Genomic DNA, 21,259 nt, shown 5'->3' with positions numbered 1-21,259 from the left:
TGCGGCACGACCTCGGCTTTTCGAAGACCGAAGAGCGCTTTCCGAAGAAGGGCACCTGCCTGGCGATCTATTCTCGCTGCGTGAATGCGGAGCAACCGATCGAAACCGTGCTTGGAGCGTCCTTCCCATGGTGCGTGGCCTGGGCTGCTGAGCTGAAAGAGCTGTTTGCCGCCTATGTCGAGGCCAAGCAGGCGCAGAATGTCCTCGATTACGACGACCTGCTGCTGTGCTGGGCGCAGGCTGTGAGCGACCCGGATATCGCTGCCGACATCGGGGGGCGTTTCGACCATCTCTTCGTCGATGAATATCAGGATACCAACCGGCTCCAGTCCTCGATCCTTGTCGCTCTGAAGCCTGATGGGCGCGGCCTGACAGTGGTTGGCGACGACGCTCAGTCGATCTATTCCTTTCGCGCGGCCGAGATCCGGAACATCCTTGATTTTCCTCAGACCTTCAGCCCGCCCGCCGAGATCATCACGCTCGATCGCAATTACCGCTCCACTCAGCCAATCCTCACGGCCGCCAATGGGGTGATCGAACTGGCGCGCGAGCGGTTCACGAAGAACCTCTGGACCGAGCGGGAATCCGCGGCCAAACCTCAGCTTGTGAATGTGCGCGACGAAGCCGATCAGGCGCGCTTCATAGCCGAACGGGTGCTTGAAAATCGCGAGGGCGGCTCGACGCTGAAGCAGCAGGCGGTGCTGTTTCGCGCCTCACACCATAGCGGTCCGCTCGAAATCGAGCTCACGCGGCGCAATATTCCCTTCAAGAAATTTGGCGGGCTGAAATTTCTGGACGCTGCCCACGTCAAGGACGTGCTTGCCCTGCTGCGTTTCGTCGAGAACCCCAGAGATCGTGTCGCGGGTTTTCGATTGCTGCAGTTGCTCCCTGGCGTCGGGCCAACCTCCGCGCAACGTGTGCTTGATCATATCGGCGCCGCCACCGACGTTATCGGAGCCTTATCCGACGCGCCGCCGCCGCCCCGTGCCGGCGACGACTGGGATGATTTCACCAGAGCAGTCGGCGTCTTGCGTCAGGGCAGCCTCGGCTGGCCTGCCGAGATGGAGCGGGCGCGGCTTTGGTACGAGCCGCATCTTGAGAGAATCCATGAGGACTTCTCGACGCGCCGGGCCGATCTGGTGCAGCTTGAACAGATCGCGTCAGGCTATCCATCGCGGGAGCGCTTCCTGACCGAGCTTACGCTGGACCCACCAGACGCGACCAGCGATGAAGCAGGACCACCCCATCTCGATGAAGATTATTTGATCCTGTCGACCATCCATTCCGCCAAGGGACAGGAGTGGAAATCGGTCTTCGTGCTCAATGTCGTCGACGGCTGTATTCCGATCGATCTTGCGGTCGGGGAAACAGACGGGATCGAGGAAGAGCGGCGGCTGCTTTATGTGGCCATGACCAGGGCGAAGGATGATCTTCAACTGATCATCCCGCAGCGGTTTTTCACGCACGGGCAAGCGGCGCGAGGCGACCGTCATGTCTATGCATCTCGAACCCGCTTCATCCCGAGCCATCTCCTTCCTCATTTCGAGCAGATAGCGTGGCCCATCGCCAACGCGGCCGGTGGCCAGGTGCGCACATCCAGCAATTCGGTGCGGCTCGATGTCGCCGCGCGCATGCGGAGCATGTGGCGCTGAGGGCGACCAGATCGGCCGCTGACAACGGCTATGGCTCGGCCGAGAACCTCGCCTGGCTGGATACGCCGGCGCGCAAAATCCTGCGCTCGATCCACGAGGGCGCCCGCGACATGGCCAGGGATATCGCCGAGGCCGATGCCTATGCCACATCGCGGCGCGAGCGGAAGAAGGTCGAGATGCTCTTCGCCCATCTCAAGCGGATCCTGCGGCTCGACCGGTTGCGACTACGCGGACCCAATGGCGCCAGAGACGAGTTCCAGCCTGCTGCGCAGTCCGGAACCTCACGAAGCTCGCAAAGCTCCTGTCGAACGGACCGCAGTTCAGGCCCGCATGAGACGACCTATCTTCAATCCTGCGGCCCCCTAACGTCGGTATACACGAGCAAATATCTGCGTGAGAGCCATGCGCTTGTCCGACATTATACTGGAATCACCAGCTGCAGATGCGTTCCAGCTGGATCCGAGCGAGCAGTGAGCTTGCCTCCAAGGCGCTTGGCCCGCGCTTGAAGACTATCCAAGCCGGCTCCTTTCATCTCAGTGCCGGCAGCAACAAAACCGCGACCATTATCTGCGATGGTCAAGCAAAGCCGTCCACCCTCGCCACGCGCGGAAACATCGACGATCGTAGCGCGACTATGCTTGATCACGTTGGTCAGGCCTTCTTGGACGAATCGCGTGAGATCGAGGCTTTGGCGGGAACTGAGCGTCCGATCCTCCAGCTCGTCGATAGCCCATCTGCAGCTGATATCGCAGCTTTCGAATAGGAGGCCGTAACGCCTTCGCAACGGCGCCAGAACCTCGACGATAGTCCGCTGCTCTCCGCTTTCGCCCGAGGATACGTCGATCACGAGACGCAGTTCGTCGCGTAATTCCTTCAGCATGGCGAGGAAGCGCTCCGGCGCCAGCCTGGCTGGGTCGTGTTCGAGCAGGGCGATATTGCTGACGAGCGCGCCGCCCAGCCCGTCGTGCAGATTGTGCGTCAGTTGGGCCCTCTCCTCCATCCGGGTCGCCGCGAGCGCGAGCTCATGCTGCTGGCCCAAGGTTTGCGCCAGTTCCTGCCGGGCAACTGCGACCTTCGCGACCAGATCGGCGTTGAAGCGCTCGACCCGCGACAAGCTGCCGACGAAATGCCAGGCCAGCACCACCGCCATGCAGATCGCCCGCAGCGGCGAGGCGAAGCCGCTGACATACATGGTGCCGGGAATGAGGCCTGAGAACAGGCTGAGATCATGAACGCCGATGGCGAGAACGACAATGTTGCAGAGATTCAAGCCGATATAATCGAGGCGGCGGCTACGCCAGGTCAAAGCTAGGAAGAGTGCCGAAATCGCCAGGAAGAGAAAGACGAAGGAGATCGACAAGATGATTCGCGCCGCTTCGAGGCGCTCTTCCGGGATGAAGATGAGAATCGCGGAGGAGAGCAGGAAATACGACCAGATGAGCGCTTCCCATCTGGGGAAGCGGCGCTCGGCGAAGCGGAACATGAAAATGAAGAACGCCGTGCAGGCCAGCGTGAAGGCCAGAATCGTGCCGCGCGCCCATTGGCCGCTCGTCGCAAACGGCCAAGGGCTTTCGACAAGCTGGTTGAGCAGGTAGGCGGACCACGCGAGAGCGAAGAGCGCGAACCAGCCATAGGCCGTCTCGGAGCGACGCATCGCCCAGACGACAAAAAAGAAAAGGCCGAGCATGGCTGACAACGCCAACCCGAACATTGGGACGCCGTGGCGCAGCAGGATGATTCGTGAGAACTGCGCTCTCAACTCGCCCTCGGCGCCCAGCGTGACGGAGCCCAGGCCGGGCTGTTGCCCGGCAAGGCCGGAGACGCGGATCAGGAGCTCGTTCTCCCCCTTGCGCAGGAGCGGCGCAGACAGGGTGAACAGCCGTGTCACATTCCAGGAACGCGACAAGGGTTCGACCAGGCTCGCATCACGATGTAGGAGCGCCCCGTTCAGCCAGACGGCGCCGGCGAGGGTCCAGTAGTCGAACATCACGTCGCGGGGACGGTCTGGCTCATCGACGGAAAAGCGCAGGCGATACCAGACAACGCCGCTGAAGTCGGACCAGCGCTTGCTCCAGTCGTCGGGAAGGGCAACGCTGGTCCAACCCTCGGCCGGGGGAGTCATTTGTGTCCATTGCGAGCGGGCGGCCTCGCCTTTTCCGATCGACAACGTCTCGCTGCGAGCGGCAGAGACCGCGAGCATCAGCCATGCGGTGACGATGACTAGAAGGACAGGCCTAAGACAGCAGGCCATGGCCGCGGGCCTCGAAAACGGCCTCGGTCCGCGAGCCGACGGCGAGCTTGCGATAGATGTTCTTGACGTGGACTTCGACGGTGAGTTTCGACAGCGCCAGAACCTCGGCAATCTCACGATTGGTCAGTCCTTTCGCGACCAGGCCGAGGATTTCGGTCTCGCGCGATGTCAATTGCGGAGCGTGCGGCGCCGACAACAATGCGGCGGACGCAGCCGCGGGCGCTGCGAGCTCGAGAATGCGTCTGGCCACGAAGGGGTCGATAGGTGCGCCGCCAACGAGACAGCTGCGAATCGACAGCGCGACCTCGATATCGTCGCGCTCCTTCAGGAGATAGCCGTCGGCGCCGGCTTGCAGCGCTGCGAGGACGACCCGCTCCTGCCGCCAGGCCGTGATGACGAGTACCGGCGCCGCAGCGTTTGCGGCACGGCAGTCCTTGACCAGATCGATGCCACTGCCATCGGGCAATCCAACATCGACCAGCACCATCGAGAATCGCCTTGCTGCCAAGCATGCGCGGGCGCTGACGAGGCAACCGGCAAAATGCAACGCCTCATAAGCGCAGCCGAGCCTTGTCAGGATCGTGGAGAGCCTGGCTTGCATCGCCTTGTCATCCTCGACGACAAGCACAGCCTCAAGCGGCGGCATTGTCCCCGGAGCGGACAGATCCCACGCATTCCTCTGAGGCAGCGGCCGAGTTTGATCCTGATCCATGGCCTTGAACGGCAGTCGAAATGCAGCGATGCAGACCTTGGCTAACGCTACCCTGGATTCCTGTCAACAAATCTGCCGAGTGACCCAGCGCAACCGAAACTCGATAGCCAGACAAGAGTTGAGCGTTGATACGAGCATCTCAATACAGCTTCAGCCGAGAGGAACTATTAACAACGGCTTAATTAGAAAGAACCATCTAGCGATAGGCTACCTGCTTTCAGGGATTCTTCGGATCCGGCACTTATGCGACATTTCGGCTATCTGCGTTCCCCACAGGTTTCCGGCCAGTCATGAAGCGCCTCCTCTCCTTGCTGCCTGCAGCTGTGATTTTCCTGGGAAGCCCGGCCCTTTCGGCCGATTTGCCGACCCGAAACGCTGTCGCCCCACCACCGCTGGCGCCGGCCTTCACCTGGACGGGCTTCTATGTCGGCGCCAACGCCGGTTATTCCTGGAACGAGAGCCGCTCGCGCTTCGGCTATCTCTTCGGCGGCGCCGACGACGTCGACATCGCCCAGTTCAATGCCTCAGGCATCGTTCCCGGGCAGCTTGGACGCAGCAAAGGGGGCTTCATCGGCGGCGCTCAGCTCGGCTATAATCGACAGCTCGGCCAGATCGTCCTCGGCGTCGAAGCGGACCTGCAGTATCTCCGCGCGCGCCAGCGCTCGGGCCATCTCGCCTTCACAGCGGATGGCGATGACGCGGTGACGGTCGCGACGACCGCCCAGTCGAGCATCGATTGGCTCGGCACCTTGCGTGGCCGCGTCGGCTTCGCCGCGGACCGCACCCTTTACTATGCCACCGGCGGTCTCGCCTTCGAGCGCACCAGCAGCCGCGCCACGATCAGCGCCGTCGGCGTTCAGGACGGCGACTTCTACGCCGGCGTCTGGAGCGGCGCCCGCAACCGCAACAGCCTGGGCTGGACCGTTGGCGGCGGCATCGAGCACGCGCTCACCGACAACCTGACCATCAAGGCCGAGTACCTCTATTACGATCTCGGTCGCAGCCGCTATGCCGTATCCGGCTACGCGACCGATCCGACCGACGATTTTCGTGGTGCCAATGTCCGCGGCAGGACGAATGGCAGCATCATGCGCGCCGGCCTGAACTGGAAGTTCACGACGTTCTGACGGCCCTCCGCCGCCCGCCCCGAAACTGCCGAAAGGTCTGCCATCGGCCATGGTCAAGCCCCGAATCCGTCAAATCCTTGCCGCGGGCCTCGCCCTCGTCATGCCGCTTTGCGTGCCATGCCAGGCCGGCGCCGAGGACCTTGCGCTGCGAGAGGCGGCCGCGATGTCGGGCGCCGCGATGTTCCTGAATGCCCGCGCGCCGGGGCTGATCCTCGCCGTCGTCCATGGGGAGGACAGTTTCATCGAGGGTTATGGCGAGACGGCGCCGGGCAGCGGCAAGGAACCGGATGGCGCCTCGATCGTCCGTGTCGGTTCGGTCTCGAAGGTGTTCGCGACCGATGTGCTCGCCGCGATGGCTGCGGCCGGACAGCTCTCGCTCGACGCCCCGCTCGCCCGCTATGCCCCGTCTGGCAAGGTCCCGCAGGCTTACGACGATAGGCCGATTACCCTGCTCGACCTGGCGACCCATTCGGCCGGGCTACCGCGCGAATTGGCCGACCCCGAGACGCTACCCGGAGAGAAAAACCCGTTCGCGGGTTACAAGGCCTCCCATTACTGGGATTGGATAGCCAGCCATCGTCCCGCCTACCGGCCGGGCACCACGGCGATCTACTCGAATGTCGGCTTCGGCCTGCTCGGCGAGTCGCTCGGCAAGGCCGGCGGCAAGCCCTTCGCCGAACTGGTGCGTGAAAAGATCACCGCGCCGCTCGGCATGGCCGACACGGCCCTGCGCCTGACCGAGGCACAGAAGCCCCGGCTTCTGACCGGGCTCGACCCATTCGGTAAACCCGATCCGAACTGGGAAGCCGGCGAGGTGATGCAGGCCAGCGCCGGCATCTACACCACGGCCGAGGACATGGTGCGCTGGATGCGCTGGCACCTCGCCGACGATGCCGCGGGTCGACCGGCGCGAGCGCTCGCGCACGCGCTCTGGCGGCCGCATGACGGGCTCTCCCGCCTGGTCGGCGTCGAGGCCACGGATTCGGAAGGGATGGGGCTGGGCTGGATTGTCAGCCGGCCCAAGGACAAGGTGCCGTTCCTGCTCGGCAAGAGCGGCGGACTCGGCGGCTTCATGAGCTATGTCGTGCTTTCGCCCAATCGCAGGCTCGGCATCTTCGTCGTCGCGACTAAGGTCGATTTCGCCATGTTCGAGGGGCTGCGGACCGCCGTGCGCGAGCTCGCGGCGGAATTGGCACCGGCCGCGCCATGAAAATCGAACGAGATGTATCAACAATGCATGCGACGCCTGCCGTTGCCGTACGTCCGAGCGTCGCGGCCTCGCCGTCGAAGCCGCTTCCCCGACTGTCCCTCTCATCATCGAGCGCAAAGCGGTCGGCGCACAGGTTCAGGTCGTCGACGGCGATTTTGCCCGTTCTGCTCGCAGTGGCAGGCCCGGTTGCTTTGTGCGCGCCACTCGTGCTGGCCTCGTCCGCCTGGGGACAGGTCAGCGGGGAGGGAGGGGCTGGTGGCGCGCATGGCATCAGTCGCCCGACCGCTGGCCAGGCAGGCAGCGCCGGCCGCGAGTATACCGGTGGCGGCGGCGGTGGCGGTGGCGGCGCCAATGCCAAATCGGGGGGCGGATCCCTTGGCGGCAAGGGCGGTAGCGGCGTGCGCGGCCATGGCGGCGGCGAGGGCGGAAACATCAGCAGCGGCACATCCATCCTCCCATCCATCCCGCCCGGGTATCTGGGGCATATCGGGCAATCCGCCTCGGCCGGGGGCTCTCCTCACCATGGCGCAGCTGGCGCACCAGCGCATGATGGCGGCAGCGGCGGCGGCGGCGGCGGCGGAGCGGCCGGCCTCGTCTTCCTGGGGCCGTGGCTGACGGCGGGCCAGACGGTCAGTCTGATCGGCGGCAATGGCGGCGACGGTGGAACTGGAGGGGCTGGAGGCAATTCCTACCGCGATCCTTTCATCGGGCATAACGGCGCCGGCGGAGGCGGGGGTGGTGGCGGCGGTGGCGGCGGCGCTGGGCTGGCTCTGACTGGGCCGGAAACTAGCTTGCCGTTTAGCCTCGCTGTGGCGGTCACCAACGCGACTCTGCAAGGCGGTAATGGCGGTCTAGGAGGCAATGGCGGCGACGGCGGTTCGGGTTCCGGCGGCTCCGTCACGCAGATGTGCAACCGGTCGATGTGTATCGAAATTCCTTGGTTCGAACCGGCTAACGGGGGGCACGGCGGCACCGGCGGCAATGGCGGCTCCGGTGGCGCTGGGCTCTTATCGATGTATGGACGTCAGCTCGACCTTTCTAGAACAACCGTTCGAGGTGGTAACGGGGGCAATGGCGGATATCTTGGATTTGGTGGGCCTCGCGGGTCGAGATACGGCTGGGGCTATATTCTGCAGGAGGCGTCAGACGGCGACGCAGGAAATGCCGGAAGCGGCGGCCACGGCGGTTCCGGCATCGAGGTCGACGCAACAAGCGGCGGCAGCACCACCATCACGATCGCATCTGATAGCCGCGTAACGGGCGGCGACGGAGGTTCGCGCTCGAGCAATGGCGAAGGCGGCACCAATGGCGCAGGCGGTGCAGGCATCAGGGTCATCAATGGCTCGGCGGCGATAGTGACCGCGGGCAGTATCGTCGGTGGACGTGGCGGCTCAGGAGGGCCGCAGGCCCCCGCTATCGTGCTTAGCGGCCCCGGCAACAGTCTCGAGTTGCGCAGTGGTTACATAATTCAAGGCGATGTTCTCGCCGGCACGGATGCCAGGCTGATCCTCGGCGGCACCGACGCTGCCATCTTCGATCTGTCGGGCATACGCCAATACCAGGGCTTCAACCGGTTTGAGAAGAGCGGCCTCAGCACCTGGACGCTGACCGGGGGGACCTCGTTCGGCGGCGACCTGAGCGTTGGGGAAGGGACGCTGTCCTTTGCGGCGAATGCGACGCTCCGCGTTCGCAATGCCACTATCGGCACCATCCAGGGCAAAACGGCTGCGGTCGAGGTCAACCAGGCCGGCGCGGCCCTGACCATCGACAACCAGCTCGTCGTCGGGCGGGACGGCCAGGGCAAACTCGCCATCGGGGCCGGCGGTGTGGTCAAGGCCCGCGACATCGTTCTCGGCATCGAAGCCAGCGGTCAGGGCAGCATCGCGGTGAACGGCGCCGGTTCGCTCCTGACGGGCACCTCCCTCTCTGTCGGCAACACAAGCCAGGGCGATCTCGCGATTGCCGGCGGAACGGTGCAGTCCAGCAGTCTCACGATCGGGGCGGGCAGCGGCGCCATCGGCACGGCCAGTGTTACCGGCGCTGGATCGGTCCTGACCGCGACCAGCTTCTCGGTCGGCGCGGCCGGCAGCGGCACACTGATCGTCTCCGATGGCGGCAAGGCGGGGCCCGGGCGCGGCAAGCGGATCGACGTTGCGAAGAACGCCGGCAGCTCGGGCACGGTCATTATCGGCGCGGCGGCGGGGCAGGCGGCGACCGAGGCAGGCACGCTCGAGGGCAATATTCAGTTCGGCCTCGGCGCGGGCTCGCTGGTCTTCAATCATACGACCAGCGACTATACCTTCTCTAACTTGATCTCCGGCGCCGGGACGATCGGCGTCTTGTCGGGCACGACGATCCTGACCGCCGACAGCTCCGCGTTTTCGGGCGCGACGACGGTCGCTGGCAGTACGTTGCGCATGGCGGGCAGCGCGAGGCTCGGCGGCACGGTGGCGGTCGACAATGGCGGCCGGGTGGAGGGCGAAGGCGCGATCGGCGCCACCACGATCAATGCCGGCGGGACGCTGGCGCCGTCGGGCGAGACCTCGTTCACGGTGAACGGCAATCTTACCGCCACCAGCGGCGGCACGCTGCGGCCGTCCGACGGGCCGGCGCTGATCGTCAACGGCACGCTGGCGCTGAACTTCGGCAGCCACTACGCCTACCGGATGGCGAGCGCCGACACGCCCGGGCTCGATTCGGCGACGACGCAGGTCAACGGCAGCCTTCACCTCAACGGCGGCACTCTCGATCTGTCGGGCGGAATCCAGCCTAATATCGGCTACCATCGCATTTTCACTTACACCCTCGGCCTGGGCGGGTCCGGGCTCAATATCGGTATGACGCCGATCACCACCCCGGTGGCCTATGACTATTCGCTCTCCGTCTCGCAGCATGGCAATGTTGACCTGCTGGTCTCCCCGAACGGGCTCAACATCCTGCAGCTCTGGGGCACGACGCCGGCCGGCGGCGCGAACGGCGGCTGGAATGCCGGCAACCCGAACTGGTTCGACATCGGCGGCGCGACACCGACGCAATGGGGCGGCGCCTATGGCGTCTTCCGCGGGCCCGGCGGCACGGTCACGGTCGAGGGCCCGCAGAATGTGGTCGGGCTGCAATTCGCCGGCGGCGACTACACGCTGGTCGGCAGCGCCGGCGGCGGCGCCATCAACCTGCACGGCTACAACAATGGCGGCTTCGTCGTCACCATGCCAGAGATCCGTGTCCTCGCCGACGAGACGGCGACGATCGACGTGACGATCACAGGCACGGACGGGCTCGATAAGGGCGGCGACGGCAGGTTGATCCTCGGCGGCACCAATAACTACAGCGGCGGCACCGTCATCTCGGGGGGAACCCTGCAGATCTCCGCCGATGCTAATCTCGGCGCCGCGAGCGGCGGCGTGACGCTCGACGACGGCGCGTTGCACAGCACAGCCGACATCGCCACGGCCCGCGCCGTCACTTTGCGCGACACCGGAGCGATCGAGGCTGCGGCTGGCACGACGCTGTCCCTGAGCGGCGCTGTGAGCGGTCCCGGCGGGCTCATTAAATGGGGTGATGGCACGCTTGCCCTCTCCGGCACCGGCAGCTGGGCGGGCGGGACACTGATCGGTGCCGGCACGATCCGGGCCGACAGCGCCGACGCGCTGCCGAACGACACCGGCTATGTCCTGACCGGTGGCAGGCTCGATCTCAACGGCTTCCCGCTGTCGATGAGCCTGCTCGCCGGCACGGGGGGCGAGGTCGCGCTCGGCACGGACGGAGACCTCACGGTCGACCAGGTGGAGGACAGCCTCTTCGCCGGGCAGATCACCGGTCCTGGCGCCATGCTGATCAAGGCAGGGAGCGGCATGCTGCTGCTGACCGGCACCAACAGCCATAGCGGTGGAACCAGCATCGCCGGCGGAACGCTCGCCATCGTCGCCGACGCCAATCTCGGTGACGCGGGCGCCCCGGTGCTGATCTCCGGCGCGAAGCTCGCGACGCTGGCGGACATGACGAGCAATCGGCCGATTGCCCTTCAGGGAGCCGGCACGATCGAGACCTGGATCGGAACCACCTACACTGTCGGCGGGCCGATTTTCGGCGACCAGCTCGTCAAGGAAGGCTGGGGCACACTCGTCCTGACCGGCAACGCCAGCCATACCGGCGGCACGACGATCGCGGCCGGCATGCTGCAGATCGGCAATGGCGGTACCACCGGCGAGCTCGCCGGCAACGTCGTCAACAACGCTGCCCTGAGCTTCAAGCGCGCGAACGACTATACATTCTCCGGTACCATCGCCGGCAGCGGCGTCGTCGTGCAATCGGGCTCCGGCACGACCATCCTGACCGGCACCAACACCTATTCCGGCGGCACGCTGATCCAGGCCGGCACGCTCCAGGTCTCGGTCGATGCCAATCTCGGCGCCAGCAGCGGCGCGATCAGCTTCCTCGGTGGCACGCTGCGCTTCGGCGCCTCGTTCAACACGAATCGCACCGTCCTGATGGCCGGCCCGGGCACGCTCGACACCAACGGCCATGACACGACGCTATCAGGCGGCGTCTACGGGGTTGGCGACCTGATCAAGGCCGGCGCCGGTACGCTGACGCTGAGCGGCGCGAACTCCTATCGCAACACCATCGTCGCGGCCGGCACGCTCGTCGGTGACGCCGCTTCGATCTCCGGCAACATCGCCAATGATGGGGCGGTCGTCTTCAACCAGCAGCGCGATGCCGGCCTTGCGGGCGTGTTCTCCGGAACCGGCCGGTTCACCAAGGCCGGCAGCGGGGGGCTCGAACTGACCGGCGACAGCTCCGGCTTTGCCGGCGCTACCACGGTTTCGGCGGGCGCGCTGGTCGTCAACGGTGCGCTCGGCGGTGGACTCGCTGTCCTGCCGGGCGCCCGGCTGCAAGGAAGTGGCACCGTCGGGTCGAGCATGCTCCGCGCCGGCGCGACGATCGCGCCTGGCAATTCGATCGGCACGCTCAGCGTCGCCGGCGACATCACCTTCCAGCCTGGCGCGATCTATGAGGTCGAGGTCAGCCCGACGGGAACCGCGAGCGACCTGATCCGCGCCAGCGGCAAGGCTCGCCTCTCCGGCGGTTCTGTGGTCCAGATCGGCGAGGACGGCAATTACCGGGCGAACCAGCGCTATACGATCCTGACCGCCGACCAGGGCGTGCAGGGCCGCTTCGACGATGTCAGCTCGCGCTATCTCTTCCTCGATCCGTCGTTGGACTACGACGCGATCAGCGTCACGCTGACCCTGCTGCGCAATGACCTGCAGTTCGCATCGCTCGCGCAGACGCGCAATCAGGCGCAAACGGGCCTCGGCCTGGCGAGCCTCGGTGACAGAAACGAGCTCTGGCACGCGATCACGCAATTGCGCGACGAAGGCGAGGCCCAGCGCGCTTTTGACAGCCTGTCCGGCGAAATCCACGCTTCGGCCAAGACCGCGTTGATCGAGGGCAGCCAGGCCGTGCGCAGCGCCGTCTCCGACCGGATTCGCGCCGCCTTCGACGGGATCGGCGCGCCGCAGATCGCGACGCTGGCCTATGCCTCGGGCAACGGGGCCGTCTCGGCCGCCCCAGTGGAGAGCTTCGCGCTCTGGGCCCGTGGCTTCGGCTCCTGGGGCCAGACGCGCGGCGATGGCAATGCTGCCTCACTCACCCGCTCGAACAATGGCCTTGTTGCCGGCGGCGACATCGCCGCGGCGCAGGATGCCCGGATCGGCATCACTGCCGGCTACTCGCGCTCGACCTTCGACGTGGCCAAACGCCGCTCCCACGGCGAAGCGGACACCTACCATGCCGGCCTCTATGGCGGCGCCCGTTTTGACAGCTTCCGTCTAAGCGGCGGCCTGACTTATGCCTGGCACGACCTCTCGACCCGCCGCACCGTCTCCTTCCCGGGCTTCGGCGAGGAGCTCAAGTCCGATTCCAGGGCTCGCAGCATCCAGGCCTTCGGCGAGCTCGCCTATCGCTTCGACCTCGGCCCGACCGCGTTCGAGCCCTTCGCCAATCTCGCCTATATCAACCTGCACAGCGATCGCTTCGCCGAGACGGGCGGCGTCGCCGCGCTTTCGGCCAATGCGCAGACCACCGCGGTCGCCTTCGCCACCCTCGGCCTGCGCACGCAGACCAGCTTCAACCTCGGCAGCCTGCCTGTGGCATTCGACACCACGCTTGGTTGGCGCCGCGCCGCCGGCGACATTACCCCGCTCTCGCTGCAAACCTTCGCGGGCGGCGCGCCGTTCTCGATCGCCGGTGTCCCGATCGCCCGCGACGCGCTCGTCGTCGGCGCCGGCTTCGCGCTGAAGCTCGCGCCGGGCGCGGAGTTCGCGCTCGCCTATGACGGCCAGCTCGCGCAGCGCGCCACCGATCACAGCTTCAACGCCAGGCTCGGATTGAGGTTCTGAAATGATGTTGCGTCGAGAGACCATAGTGGGAAAGCTGATCGGTATCGTCTTTGCAGCCGTGACGCTCACGGCCTGCCAGAGCTCGCAGGAGGCGGCCAAGCTGGTCAGAAGCGAATGGGTCGGCCAGCGCGCCGATGCGTTCTTCGTCGCCAATGGACCGCCGCGCGACAGCTTCCCTCGCGAGGGTGGCGGCATGATCCATACCTGGCGAGGCGGCGACGCGACGATCACGCGGCCGGGTCAGCTTCAGGCCCGTCAAACCGTCAGTCCGGCCTATGATGGCAGGCCGATGCGCGGTGCGATCGTCAATTACCAGCCGCCACAGCAGCTCAACTATTTCTGCGAGATGCAGATCACGGCGGATAACCAGGACATCATCGAGTCGATCCGCATCAGCCGGGACACCGCCGGCACCGGCTTCTCGTTCTCCCGCTGCAGCGAGCTCTTCGCGCGATAACCGCTAGAGGCTGTTTCAAAGCGGAGCCAATCGAATTGTGGCGGACAGGCGAAGAAAAGTCCGCCGAAGCGTCCGAGTTCAGATTTCCGGGCTGCCCTTGCCGTGCACCGAGCTCGGTACGATCCCGAACTCGCGCCGGAACAACCGGGCGAAATGGCTCGGATTGGTATAGCCGACCTGAAGTGCTGCCTCTGTCACGCTGACGTTCCTGCTTTCGATCAGCGCGCGGGCGCAGTCGAGGCGGGCGCGCTGCAGGAAGGCGTAGATCGGCGAGCCGAACTGATCGCGAAAGCCGGCCTTCAGCTTCTTCTCGTTGAGGCCGACCTTGAGCGACAATTCGCGGATGGTCCAGGCGTGGTCCAGATCCGCCAGCAAGAGATCGCGCGCCGCCAGCAGGCGCGAGACATCGCGCGGCGCATGTGCGGTCTCCGCAGCGCCACTGCCCAGGACTGGCAGCACCTGCGAAAGCACGTCCAGCGCATGAGCTTCGATCGCAAGATCGCTGGCCTGGTCGCCGAGGACCAGGTCGAGCAATTGCGCTGCCGCGCGTTGGACCGCAGGACGCGTCAGCATCAAGCCGATCCAGTATTGCTCTCCCGCCGCCCTGCAGAGCGGGTGGTTCTCAGCGAGCTCGCGGCATTTGGCGAGCACACCGAGCTTCTGCAGGAAATCGAACTGTAGCCGCAGTTCGACGAGCTTGAAGCGCGCTCCTGCGGGAACCTGATATGTGCCAGCGACCTCGCGCTCGAAGAAGCAGAGATAGGTCAGGCCCGGCCGATAGGCGATGGGTTCGCCGAGCGGAGCCCCCGTTGCGTCGGCGACCCAGCCATGCCCGGCGGCGTCGAGCAGGACATGGATCGAGAGCTGCGTACCCTTCCTATCCTATCTCGCTTTGCTGCGCACCGATCTCGTTCGCATCCTGCACGAAGCCCTGCCCGCGACCGCTTCGCTCCGCTTCGGCGAGAACGGATGCGAGGTCGATGAGACAGCAGCCGGCGTGCGCGTCACGCTGATCGATGGAACCGTGCTGCGGGGCGATCTGCTGATCGGAGCCGACGGCTTTCGATCGGGCATCAGGCAGCGCCATTTCGGTCCCGACAGCGCCTTTCACGAGCCGCTCGGCTATCGCTTCGCGACCTATCCGCTGGCGGATACGCTCGGCCTTGGCGAGAGCTTCCTCTCCTATGCCGAACCGGGCCAGATGGCCGAATATTACGGGCTCCGCAGCGGTGGTCTCGCCGCCCTGCAGATCTGGCGCGATCCGGACGATGCTCCGGTACGGCCCGAAGAACGCTGGCCGCTGCTGAAGCGTGTCGCAAATGCGAGCCACCCGCATGTCACGCAGCTGATCGAGAGCTGCGAGACCAGCGTGACGCCGCAGGTCGACAGCCTGACGATGATCGCGATGCCGTCCTGGCACAAGGGCAGGATCGTCCTTCTCGGCGATGCCGCGCATTGCCTGACCCTGATCTCCGGGCAAGGGGCCGGCATGGCGATGGCCTCGGCCGAGATGCTGTCGCAGGAGCTGGCGAGGAGGTCGATAGACGAGGCACTCGCGGAACACCGTCGCCGGCTTTCGCCTGCGATCGCGCGTCTGCAGCAGCGCAGCCGTCATATGGCCAAGGTCTTCATTCCGGACGGGCGCATGGCCTTCCGGCTTCGCAACGTCGTTCTGCGCTACATGCCCCGGCGCTGGCTCGGGCGCTATTTTCTCAATGCGATCAAAAAGGAGATCGCGCTGCTCCAAGCCTAGGCACAGGTTTGCGAATGTGGAGCCGACGTCGACACAACAGGAATATGGGTCAAGCCGGGGTTCGCTTGGGGCTGACCGCTCAATCCAATCTCAGCCTGCCGGGCGCGACGCCGAAGACTTTTCGGAAAGCCGTCGAGAAATTGGCGGCGCTGGCATAGCCGGCGATGTGGGCGGCTTCGGCGATCGTCACCCCGTGATACTGTAAGGCGTCGCGCGCTCGGTTGAGCCTGAGGTCCTTGACGTAACTGTAGATGGTCGTGCCGAAGGCTAGGCGGAAATCGCGCTGCAAGCTGCGGATGCTGACCCCGAAGCGCGAGGCGATCTCGTCGATGGGCACGCCGACCGCCTCGTCGGATTCAATGAAGTGCTTCAGCGCCTCCAGCCGATCGAGATCGCGCCGCCGCAGTGAATAGGCCTCGTTGGGCTTGATCCCGGCGATCGAACGCAGCGCCTCGGCGCTCGCCTCGATCGCCCGGCTCGTCAGGAACAGGGTATGGAGCAGCGGCTCGAATTGCGGCGGCCGCAGGATCTGCTCGGCGAGAGCGATCTGGCGCGCGGTCAACGACCAGGCGCCATGGCTCACAGGTTGCTGCGACAGCCGCGCATAGGCGGCCGAGGCGCCAAGCCCGTCCTCCGCATAGCGGGTGAGCCACTCCGCCGTCAGCACGACGATCGCCGCGCGTAGATGGCAGCCCTGGCGGGCGAAGCGCTTGAAATGCTCCGGCCGCTGCAAGGCGAGGAAGGCGCCCTGTGGCTGCCCGTTGTTGGCGTCCGGGCCTATACTGACCTTCTCGTCGTCGCCGACCAGCATCGAGACCTCGCCGCCGAGCACGAAGGAGAAGCTGATCGAGGGCGGCATCGCGATGTCGGCGGAGAAATCGGCCAGATCGAGCACGTCGACGGTATGAACGGAAAGACCCGGCGCCAGCTCGGCATGGGCGAGCCGGCCGCGATGCAGCTGATCGTGTGTCAGCTTGCGATTGTCGCTGATGCGGAATTCGCCGCCGATGCCGTTCGCCAGAATCTTTAGATCGGCGTGGCCGAGCGAACGGCGGATCGCGTTGGACTGTTGCGGCAAAAGGGCTCCCCGAAGCTCGTGCCTGATGACTGCAATGGCGGTTTGCACGTGCCATTTGTCAAGGATTACATCTCAGTTTGAAAATAGTTGAAAGTGAACAGTTTTGACGAAGCAATAGTCGCTTTTGCAAATACATCCGCCATGGAGGCGAGCGCAGCGCCGTGTTCTATCGCTCTGAACGATACAGAGCCAAACATCATGCGAAACCTGCTCCTTTCCGAAACCGCCTTGACCCGCTGGCTCGGCGCTATCGCCTCTCTGGCCTTCGCTAGCGGGCCAGTCCAGGCCCAGACGGCGGAGCCGATCGATCTGCCGGCGATCGTCGTGCAGGGCGAGACGGCGACCTCGCCGGTGCGCGGCTATATTGCCAGTCGCAGCGCGACAGCAACCAAGACTGACACCCCGATCATCGAGACGCCGCAATCGGTCAGCGTGGTGACCCGCGACCAGATTGAGGCGCAAGGGGCAAGGGGGGTTGGTGAGGCCTTGCGCTACACAGCTGGCGTGGTGCCCGAATGGCGTGGCGTTGCAGCCGGCAATTTTGGCGCTGCAATCGGCAGCGTCATGATCCGCGGCTACGGCGTCGACGGCTATTGGGACGGCCTCAAGATTCCTGCGATCGGCACCTATGGCGCCCCTGCGCCCGATCTCTATCTGATGGACCGCATCGACGTTCTGAAGGGGCCGTCATCCGTGCTGTTCGGGCAGGCGACGCCGGGGGGCGCACTCAACCTCGTCAGCAAGCGACCGACAGCGGAGAAGCTGCGCGAGGTCACCGCCAGTATCGACAGCAATGGCCGGGCGCTTGCCGGCTTCGACATCGGCGGCCCGGTCGATCCGCAGGGGCAATGGTCCTACCGCGTCACCGGCCTGGGCGTAACCGGCGAAACGCAGGTCGATCACACCCGCGAGGGGCGCTTCGCCATCGCGCCGTCGATCACATGGCGGCCGACCTCCGACACGCGCCTGACCGTGCTCGGCAGCTACCAGCATGATCCTGAAATCGGTTTCTATGACGCGCTGCCGGCGATCGGCACCGCCGTGCGCAACCCGCTTGGGCGCATCCCCAAGGGCTTCTACGCCGGCGAGCCGAGTTTCGACCGTTTCGACCGAAAATACGCTTCGCTCGCCTATCTCTTCGAGCACCGCTTCAACGAGGTTCTGACCATCCGGCAGAACCTGCGCTATGTCCGCTCCGAGTTCTCCTGGGACGCCGTCCAGCTCTCGGCGCTGGCCGCCAACCGGCGCACGGTCAACCGCTATGCCCTGATGAGCCGGGCGGAGGGATACGGCCTCTCGCTCGACAATCAGGCCGAGCTCAACTTCGATACCGGTCCGCTCAAGCACAAGCTGCTGATGGGTGTCGACTATCTGCGCTCCGACTTCACCAATTCGATGGCGACCGGCATGGCCGGCCCGATCGACCTGTTCGCGCCGGTCTACGGCACCGGCGCGATCCGGTTCCCAGCCGTGCCGCAGACCAACACTTCGCAGATCTCCGAGCAATTCGGCTTTTACGCCCAGGATCAGATTCGCCTGGGCAAACTGATCGGCCTGTTCGGCGGCCGCTTCGACCGGGCCGAGAGCGATACGCTGAACCGCAACACCAGCGTCACCACGCGCCAGTCCGACCACGCCTCCACCGGCCGGGCAGGGCTGCTCTATCTCTTCGACAACGGGCTGGCGCCTTACGTCAGCTACAGCGAGTCCTTCCAGCCGACGAGCGGCACCGATTTCTTCGGGGCGCCCTTCAAGCCGCGCACCGGCCAGCAATGGGAGGCGGGCCTCAAGTACCAGCCGGCCGGCTTCCGTGGCCTGTTCACGCTCGCCGCGTTCGACATCACCGAGCAGAACCGCACTACGCCCGACCTCGCTCATACCTGCGGCGCGACCGGCAATGCACGGGGCTGCGGCAACTTCAACATCCAGATCGGCGAGGCGCACTCGCGCGGCGTCGAGGCCGAGGCCAAGGTCGAGATCACGCCCGAGCTCAACCTGATCGCCGCCTATACCTATCTCGATGCCCGCATCAGGCGCAGCGACGGCGGAGACTTGGGCATGCGCCTGACCAATTCGCCACGCCATAGCGCCTCGGCATGGCTCGATTACACCTTCCGCAGCGGGCCGCTGACCGGTCTCGGCCTCGGTGCCGGCGTTCGCCATGTCGGCGCCTCGCCGTCCAATACATTGAACACGCTGAATTATTTCGAGGCGCCGGCGGCGACGCTGGTCGATGCCGCACTGCGCTATGATTTCGGCGCTTCGATGCCTCAGCTCGCGGGGCTGCAATTGAAGGTCAATGTCCAGAACCTGCTCGACAAGACCTATGCCGCGAGCTGCGGCGGCACCAGCCTCGACGCCGGCTATTGCTTCGGCGGCCAGCGCCGGACCGTGACCGCCAGCCTGACCTATCGGTGGTGAGCGATGGCTAAACGCATGTCCCATCCGACCCGTCGCGCTGCGCTGGCGGGGCTAGCCGCAACCGCGGCAGCGAATTTCGCACCGCCGCTGCGGGCGCAGTCCCCAGTCAGCTTCATCGATATGGCCGGCCGCAGCGTGACCCTGCCGCGCCGGCCGGAGCGGATCGTCCTCACTGAGGCCAATGATCTGCTCTCCTTCGCTTTGCTCGATCCCGATCCGGCCGCGCGGTTGGTCGGCTGGGCGGCGCTGCGCCGCTTCGACAACGGCACGCTCGCCGCCTATCGTCGGCGCTTCCCGGCGATCGACCGGATCGAGATCGTCGGCGACTGGTCGGCCGACAGCTTCGCGGCCGAGAAGGCGATCGCGCTCAAGCCCGACCTTGTCCTGATGACGGCCTATCAGGAGCCCGGGCTTGGACATGGCGACCTGACCCGCCGCTTCGAGGCAGCGGGCATTCCAGTCGCCTTCGTCACAGCCGGCGTGAACACACGCACAAGTGCGGCCGATATCGCGCCGAAGCTGCAGATGTTCGGCCGGATTCTCGGTCGCGAACGTGAGGCGCAGGACTATATCGCCTTCTACCAGTCTCATCTGGCGGCGGTGACCGAACGCATCGCCCACGCCAATCCCGCCCGGCCCTCGGTGCTGATCGAGACCTATGCGGGGCTCGGCGAATGCTGTCGGGCCCCAGGTCGCCATGGCTGGAGCGAGTTCGTCGAGCTCGCCGGCGGCCGCAATCTCGGCGTCGACACGCCCCAGGCCGGCGGCATGCTCAGCCTCGAATACCTGCTGGCTCAGGAGCCGCAGATCTATATCGGCAATGGCGGCTCCTATCTCGAGGGCAAAGGGCTGGTGATCGGCCCGGGATACGACCGGGCGACGATCCGCGCTTCGCTCGCGCGCCTCACCGAACGAAGCGGCTTCAGGGAGATCAGGCCGGTGCGGGAGGGCAGGATCTACGCGATCTGGACCGTGTTCGCGACGCAGCCGATCAACATCGTCGCGATCGAGCAGATCGCCAAATGGCTGCATCCGGACTTGTTCGCCGATCTCGATCCGGCCGTGACGATGGCGGCCATCAATCGCCGCCTGTCGGTGCCGATGGAGGGCATCTACTGGCTCGGTCTCAGCGATCAGGAGCCGGCCCGATGACGGCGCGCACGCGACAGGTTCGCCTCGACGGTGATTTCGTCGGCGGCATGCGGGAGCTCACCTTCCGCGGCGATGACGGCTGGCCCCTGCTGGCAAAGATCGGCGAGGTGAATGATGCCGGGCTGCCGCCGCTGGTGATGCTGCATGCTGGCGGCCCCGACCACCACATGCTGCTGCCGCTCGCGCAGCGCCTCGGCGACAGCCGGACGATCGTGCTGCCCGACATCCGTGGCTACGGCCGCTCGCATTGCACCGACCCGGCGCGTCATCGCTGGTCGCAATATGCGCAAGACGTCGTCGCTTTGATCGATCATCTTGGCTTTCGCCAGGTCGATCTGCTCGGCGTCGGGCTCGGCGCGACCATCGCGATGCGGGCCGCCATTGGCACGCCCGAGCGGTTTCGCAGGGCCGCGCTCATCAGCGTCGAGGACATTGAGGACGACGCCGACAAGGAAAAGGAAAAGACCTATCTCGCCGCTTTCGCGAAACGCGTGCGCGAGCAGGGGATCGCGGCCGGCTGGGAGCCGATCCTGGCGCATTTCCCGCCGATCGTCGGCAGAATGGTGCGAGACGCGATTCCGCGCTCGGACGCCGCCAGCATCACCGCGGCCGCGGCGATCGGCAATGACCGCTCTTTCCGGCACCCGGAGGAACTGGCGGCGCTGACGGCGCCGACCCTGATCATCCCCGGCATCGACACCCGCCACCCGCGCGAGCTCGCTGAGAAACTCGCCGCGATCATGCCGGCAGGTGAATTGTCTTCGGCCGCGATGACGAGCGAGATGACGACGGAAGAGGACTTCGCCGACGCACTCGCCCCCGAGATCGCACGCTTTCTCGGCGCTGTGTGAACAGTGGACGAGAATTCGACCAGTGGGCCGTGAAATTGCGCTCGATCCAGTCGGATCTTAGCACCGGAGCATGGATTGGCCGCTCAATTCGTTCTGCCGGAAATCGCGCAAGGCGGACGAACTGAAACGGGTGCGGCGGTGAGCCGCCGCACCCGTCAATCATAGATCAGGCTGTTCTGGGTTGAGAGCGCGGC

General features: G+C 65.5%; 13 protein-coding genes and 1 pseudogene (1 of these 14 running past the window's edge). 10 read left to right on the top strand and 4 right to left on the bottom strand.

Going from position 1 to position 21,259, the window contains the following annotated elements:
* Both C4S73_RS12875 and C4S73_RS12870 read left to right on the top strand, forming a co-directional pair.
* Positions 1–1,652, top strand: partial view of an ATP-dependent helicase gene (locus tag C4S73_RS12875; protein WP_103872878.1) — the 3' portion only. 436 nt of this gene lie to the left of the window's left edge; the window shows 1,652 of its 2,088 coding nt (coding positions 437–2,088); its start codon lies beyond the left edge, outside the window; it ends in the stop codon at positions 1,650–1,652.
* 62 nt (positions 1,653–1,714) lie between these two features.
* Positions 1,715–1,986, top strand: a pseudogene (locus C4S73_RS12870) (transposase); the annotation flags it as partial.
* Positions 1,987–2,070: 84 nt separating this feature from the next.
* Here the strand turns inward: C4S73_RS12870 and C4S73_RS12865 are convergent.
* On the bottom strand, positions 2,071–3,774 hold the full coding sequence (locus C4S73_RS12865; RefSeq protein WP_160115760.1) for a sensor histidine kinase: 1,704 nt from the start codon (positions 3,772–3,774) through the stop codon (positions 2,071–2,073).
* A gap of 112 nt (positions 3,775–3,886) precedes the next feature.
* Entirely contained in the window at positions 3,887–4,549 is a 663-nt protein-coding gene (locus C4S73_RS12860; RefSeq protein ID WP_103872876.1) for a response regulator transcription factor, read from the bottom strand.
* Positions 4,550–4,905: 356 nt separating this feature from the next.
* Between C4S73_RS12860 and C4S73_RS12855 the strand changes: the two genes are divergently transcribed.
* The 4 genes from C4S73_RS12855 to C4S73_RS12830 all read left to right on the top strand — a co-directional run bounded on the left by C4S73_RS12855 (position 4,906) and on the right by C4S73_RS12830 (position 13,810).
* Positions 4,906–5,742, top strand: coding sequence for an outer membrane protein (locus tag C4S73_RS12855; RefSeq protein WP_103872875.1), 837 nt, complete (start codon positions 4,906–4,908; stop codon positions 5,740–5,742).
* 49 nt (positions 5,743–5,791) lie between these two features.
* On the top strand, positions 5,792–6,952 hold the full coding sequence (gene ampH / locus C4S73_RS12850) for a D-alanyl-D-alanine-carboxypeptidase/endopeptidase AmpH (RefSeq protein WP_103872874.1): 1,161 nt from the start codon (positions 5,792–5,794) through the stop codon (positions 6,950–6,952).
* A gap of 191 nt (positions 6,953–7,143) precedes the next feature.
* A complete protein-coding gene (locus C4S73_RS28905) occupies positions 7,144–13,353 on the top strand; it encodes an autotransporter domain-containing protein (RefSeq protein WP_160115759.1) in 6,210 nt (2,069 codons plus the stop codon).
* 25 nt (positions 13,354–13,378) lie between these two features.
* Positions 13,379–13,810, top strand: a complete 432-nt coding sequence (locus C4S73_RS12830; RefSeq protein ID WP_103872871.1) for a hypothetical protein — start codon at positions 13,379–13,381, stop codon at positions 13,808–13,810.
* A 78-nt stretch (positions 13,811–13,888) separates the two neighbouring features.
* Here the strand turns inward: C4S73_RS12830 and C4S73_RS12825 are convergent, their stop codons facing one another.
* On the bottom strand, positions 13,889–14,383 hold the full coding sequence (locus C4S73_RS12825) for a helix-turn-helix transcriptional regulator (RefSeq protein WP_146071343.1): 495 nt from the start codon (positions 14,381–14,383) through the stop codon (positions 13,889–13,891).
* Positions 14,384–14,594: 211 nt separating this feature from the next.
* Here C4S73_RS12825 and C4S73_RS12820 point away from each other — a divergent pair, with 211 nt between their 5' ends.
* Positions 14,595–15,563 carry an FAD-dependent monooxygenase gene (locus C4S73_RS12820; protein WP_103872869.1) on the top strand — a complete coding sequence of 323 codons (969 nt, stop codon included), beginning with the start codon at positions 14,595–14,597 and terminating at the stop codon, positions 15,561–15,563.
* Positions 15,564–15,642: 79 nt separating this feature from the next.
* On the opposite strand, the gene C4S73_RS12815 is transcribed toward C4S73_RS12820, so the two are convergent.
* Positions 15,643–16,641, bottom strand: coding sequence for a helix-turn-helix transcriptional regulator (locus tag C4S73_RS12815; protein ID WP_103872868.1), 999 nt, complete (start codon positions 16,639–16,641; stop codon positions 15,643–15,645).
* A 198-nt stretch (positions 16,642–16,839) separates the two neighbouring features.
* On the opposite strand from C4S73_RS12815, the gene C4S73_RS12810 reads away from it, so the two are divergent.
* Genes C4S73_RS12810 through C4S73_RS12800 form a run of 3 tightly spaced genes read left to right on the top strand, consistent with a single transcriptional unit; the run spans position 16,840 to position 21,065 of the window.
* Entirely contained in the window at positions 16,840–19,062 is a 2,223-nt protein-coding gene (locus tag C4S73_RS12810) for a TonB-dependent siderophore receptor (RefSeq protein ID WP_160115758.1), read from the top strand.
* Positions 19,063–19,077: 15 nt separating this feature from the next.
* Positions 19,078–20,214: an ABC transporter substrate-binding protein gene (locus tag C4S73_RS12805; RefSeq protein WP_160115757.1), complete on the top strand. Its 1,137-nt coding sequence runs from the start codon at positions 19,078–19,080 to the stop codon at positions 20,212–20,214.
* The gene (locus C4S73_RS12800; protein ID WP_200827997.1) at positions 20,211–21,065 is read left to right on the top strand and encodes an alpha/beta fold hydrolase; all 855 of its coding nucleotides are present in this window, start codon (positions 20,211–20,213) and stop codon (positions 21,063–21,065) included. Before C4S73_RS12805 ends, C4S73_RS12800 begins: the two co-directional genes overlap by 4 nt.
* The last annotated feature ends 194 nt before the right edge of the window (positions 21,066–21,259 follow it).

Origin of the sequence: Allobosea lathyri (assembly GCF_900108245.1) — a bacterium.
Classification (GTDB): domain Bacteria; phylum Pseudomonadota; class Alphaproteobacteria; order Rhizobiales; family Beijerinckiaceae; genus Allobosea; species Allobosea lathyri.
This window is presented reverse-complemented; position numbering and strand designations above follow the sequence as displayed.

Excerpts from the sequence above, each read along its gene's own strand:
- ampH (WP_103872874.1), top strand. The coding sequence starts at position 5,792 with ATGGTCAAGCCCCGAATCCGTCAAATCCTTGCCGCGGGCCTCGCCCTC.
- C4S73_RS12865 (WP_160115760.1), bottom strand. The coding sequence starts at position 3,774 with ATGACTCCCCCGGCCGAGGGTTGGACCAGCGTTGCCCTTCCCGACGAC.
- C4S73_RS12800 (WP_200827997.1), top strand. The coding sequence starts at position 20,211 with ATGACGGCGCGCACGCGACAGGTTCGCCTCGACGGTGATTTCGTCGGC.
- C4S73_RS12810 (WP_160115758.1), top strand. The coding sequence starts at position 16,840 with ATGCGAAACCTGCTCCTTTCCGAAACCGCCTTGACCCGCTGGCTCGGC.
- C4S73_RS12825 (WP_146071343.1), bottom strand. The coding sequence starts at position 14,383 with ATGCTGACGCGTCCTGCGGTCCAACGCGCGGCAGCGCAATTGCTCGAC.
- C4S73_RS12805 (WP_160115757.1), top strand. The coding sequence starts at position 19,078 with ATGTCCCATCCGACCCGTCGCGCTGCGCTGGCGGGGCTAGCCGCAACC.
- C4S73_RS12860 (WP_103872876.1), bottom strand. The coding sequence starts at position 4,549 with ATGCCGCCGCTTGAGGCTGTGCTTGTCGTCGAGGATGACAAGGCGATG.
- C4S73_RS12820 (WP_103872869.1), top strand. The coding sequence starts at position 14,595 with ATGGGTTCGCCGAGCGGAGCCCCCGTTGCGTCGGCGACCCAGCCATGC.
- C4S73_RS12855 (WP_103872875.1), top strand. The coding sequence starts at position 4,906 with ATGAAGCGCCTCCTCTCCTTGCTGCCTGCAGCTGTGATTTTCCTGGGA.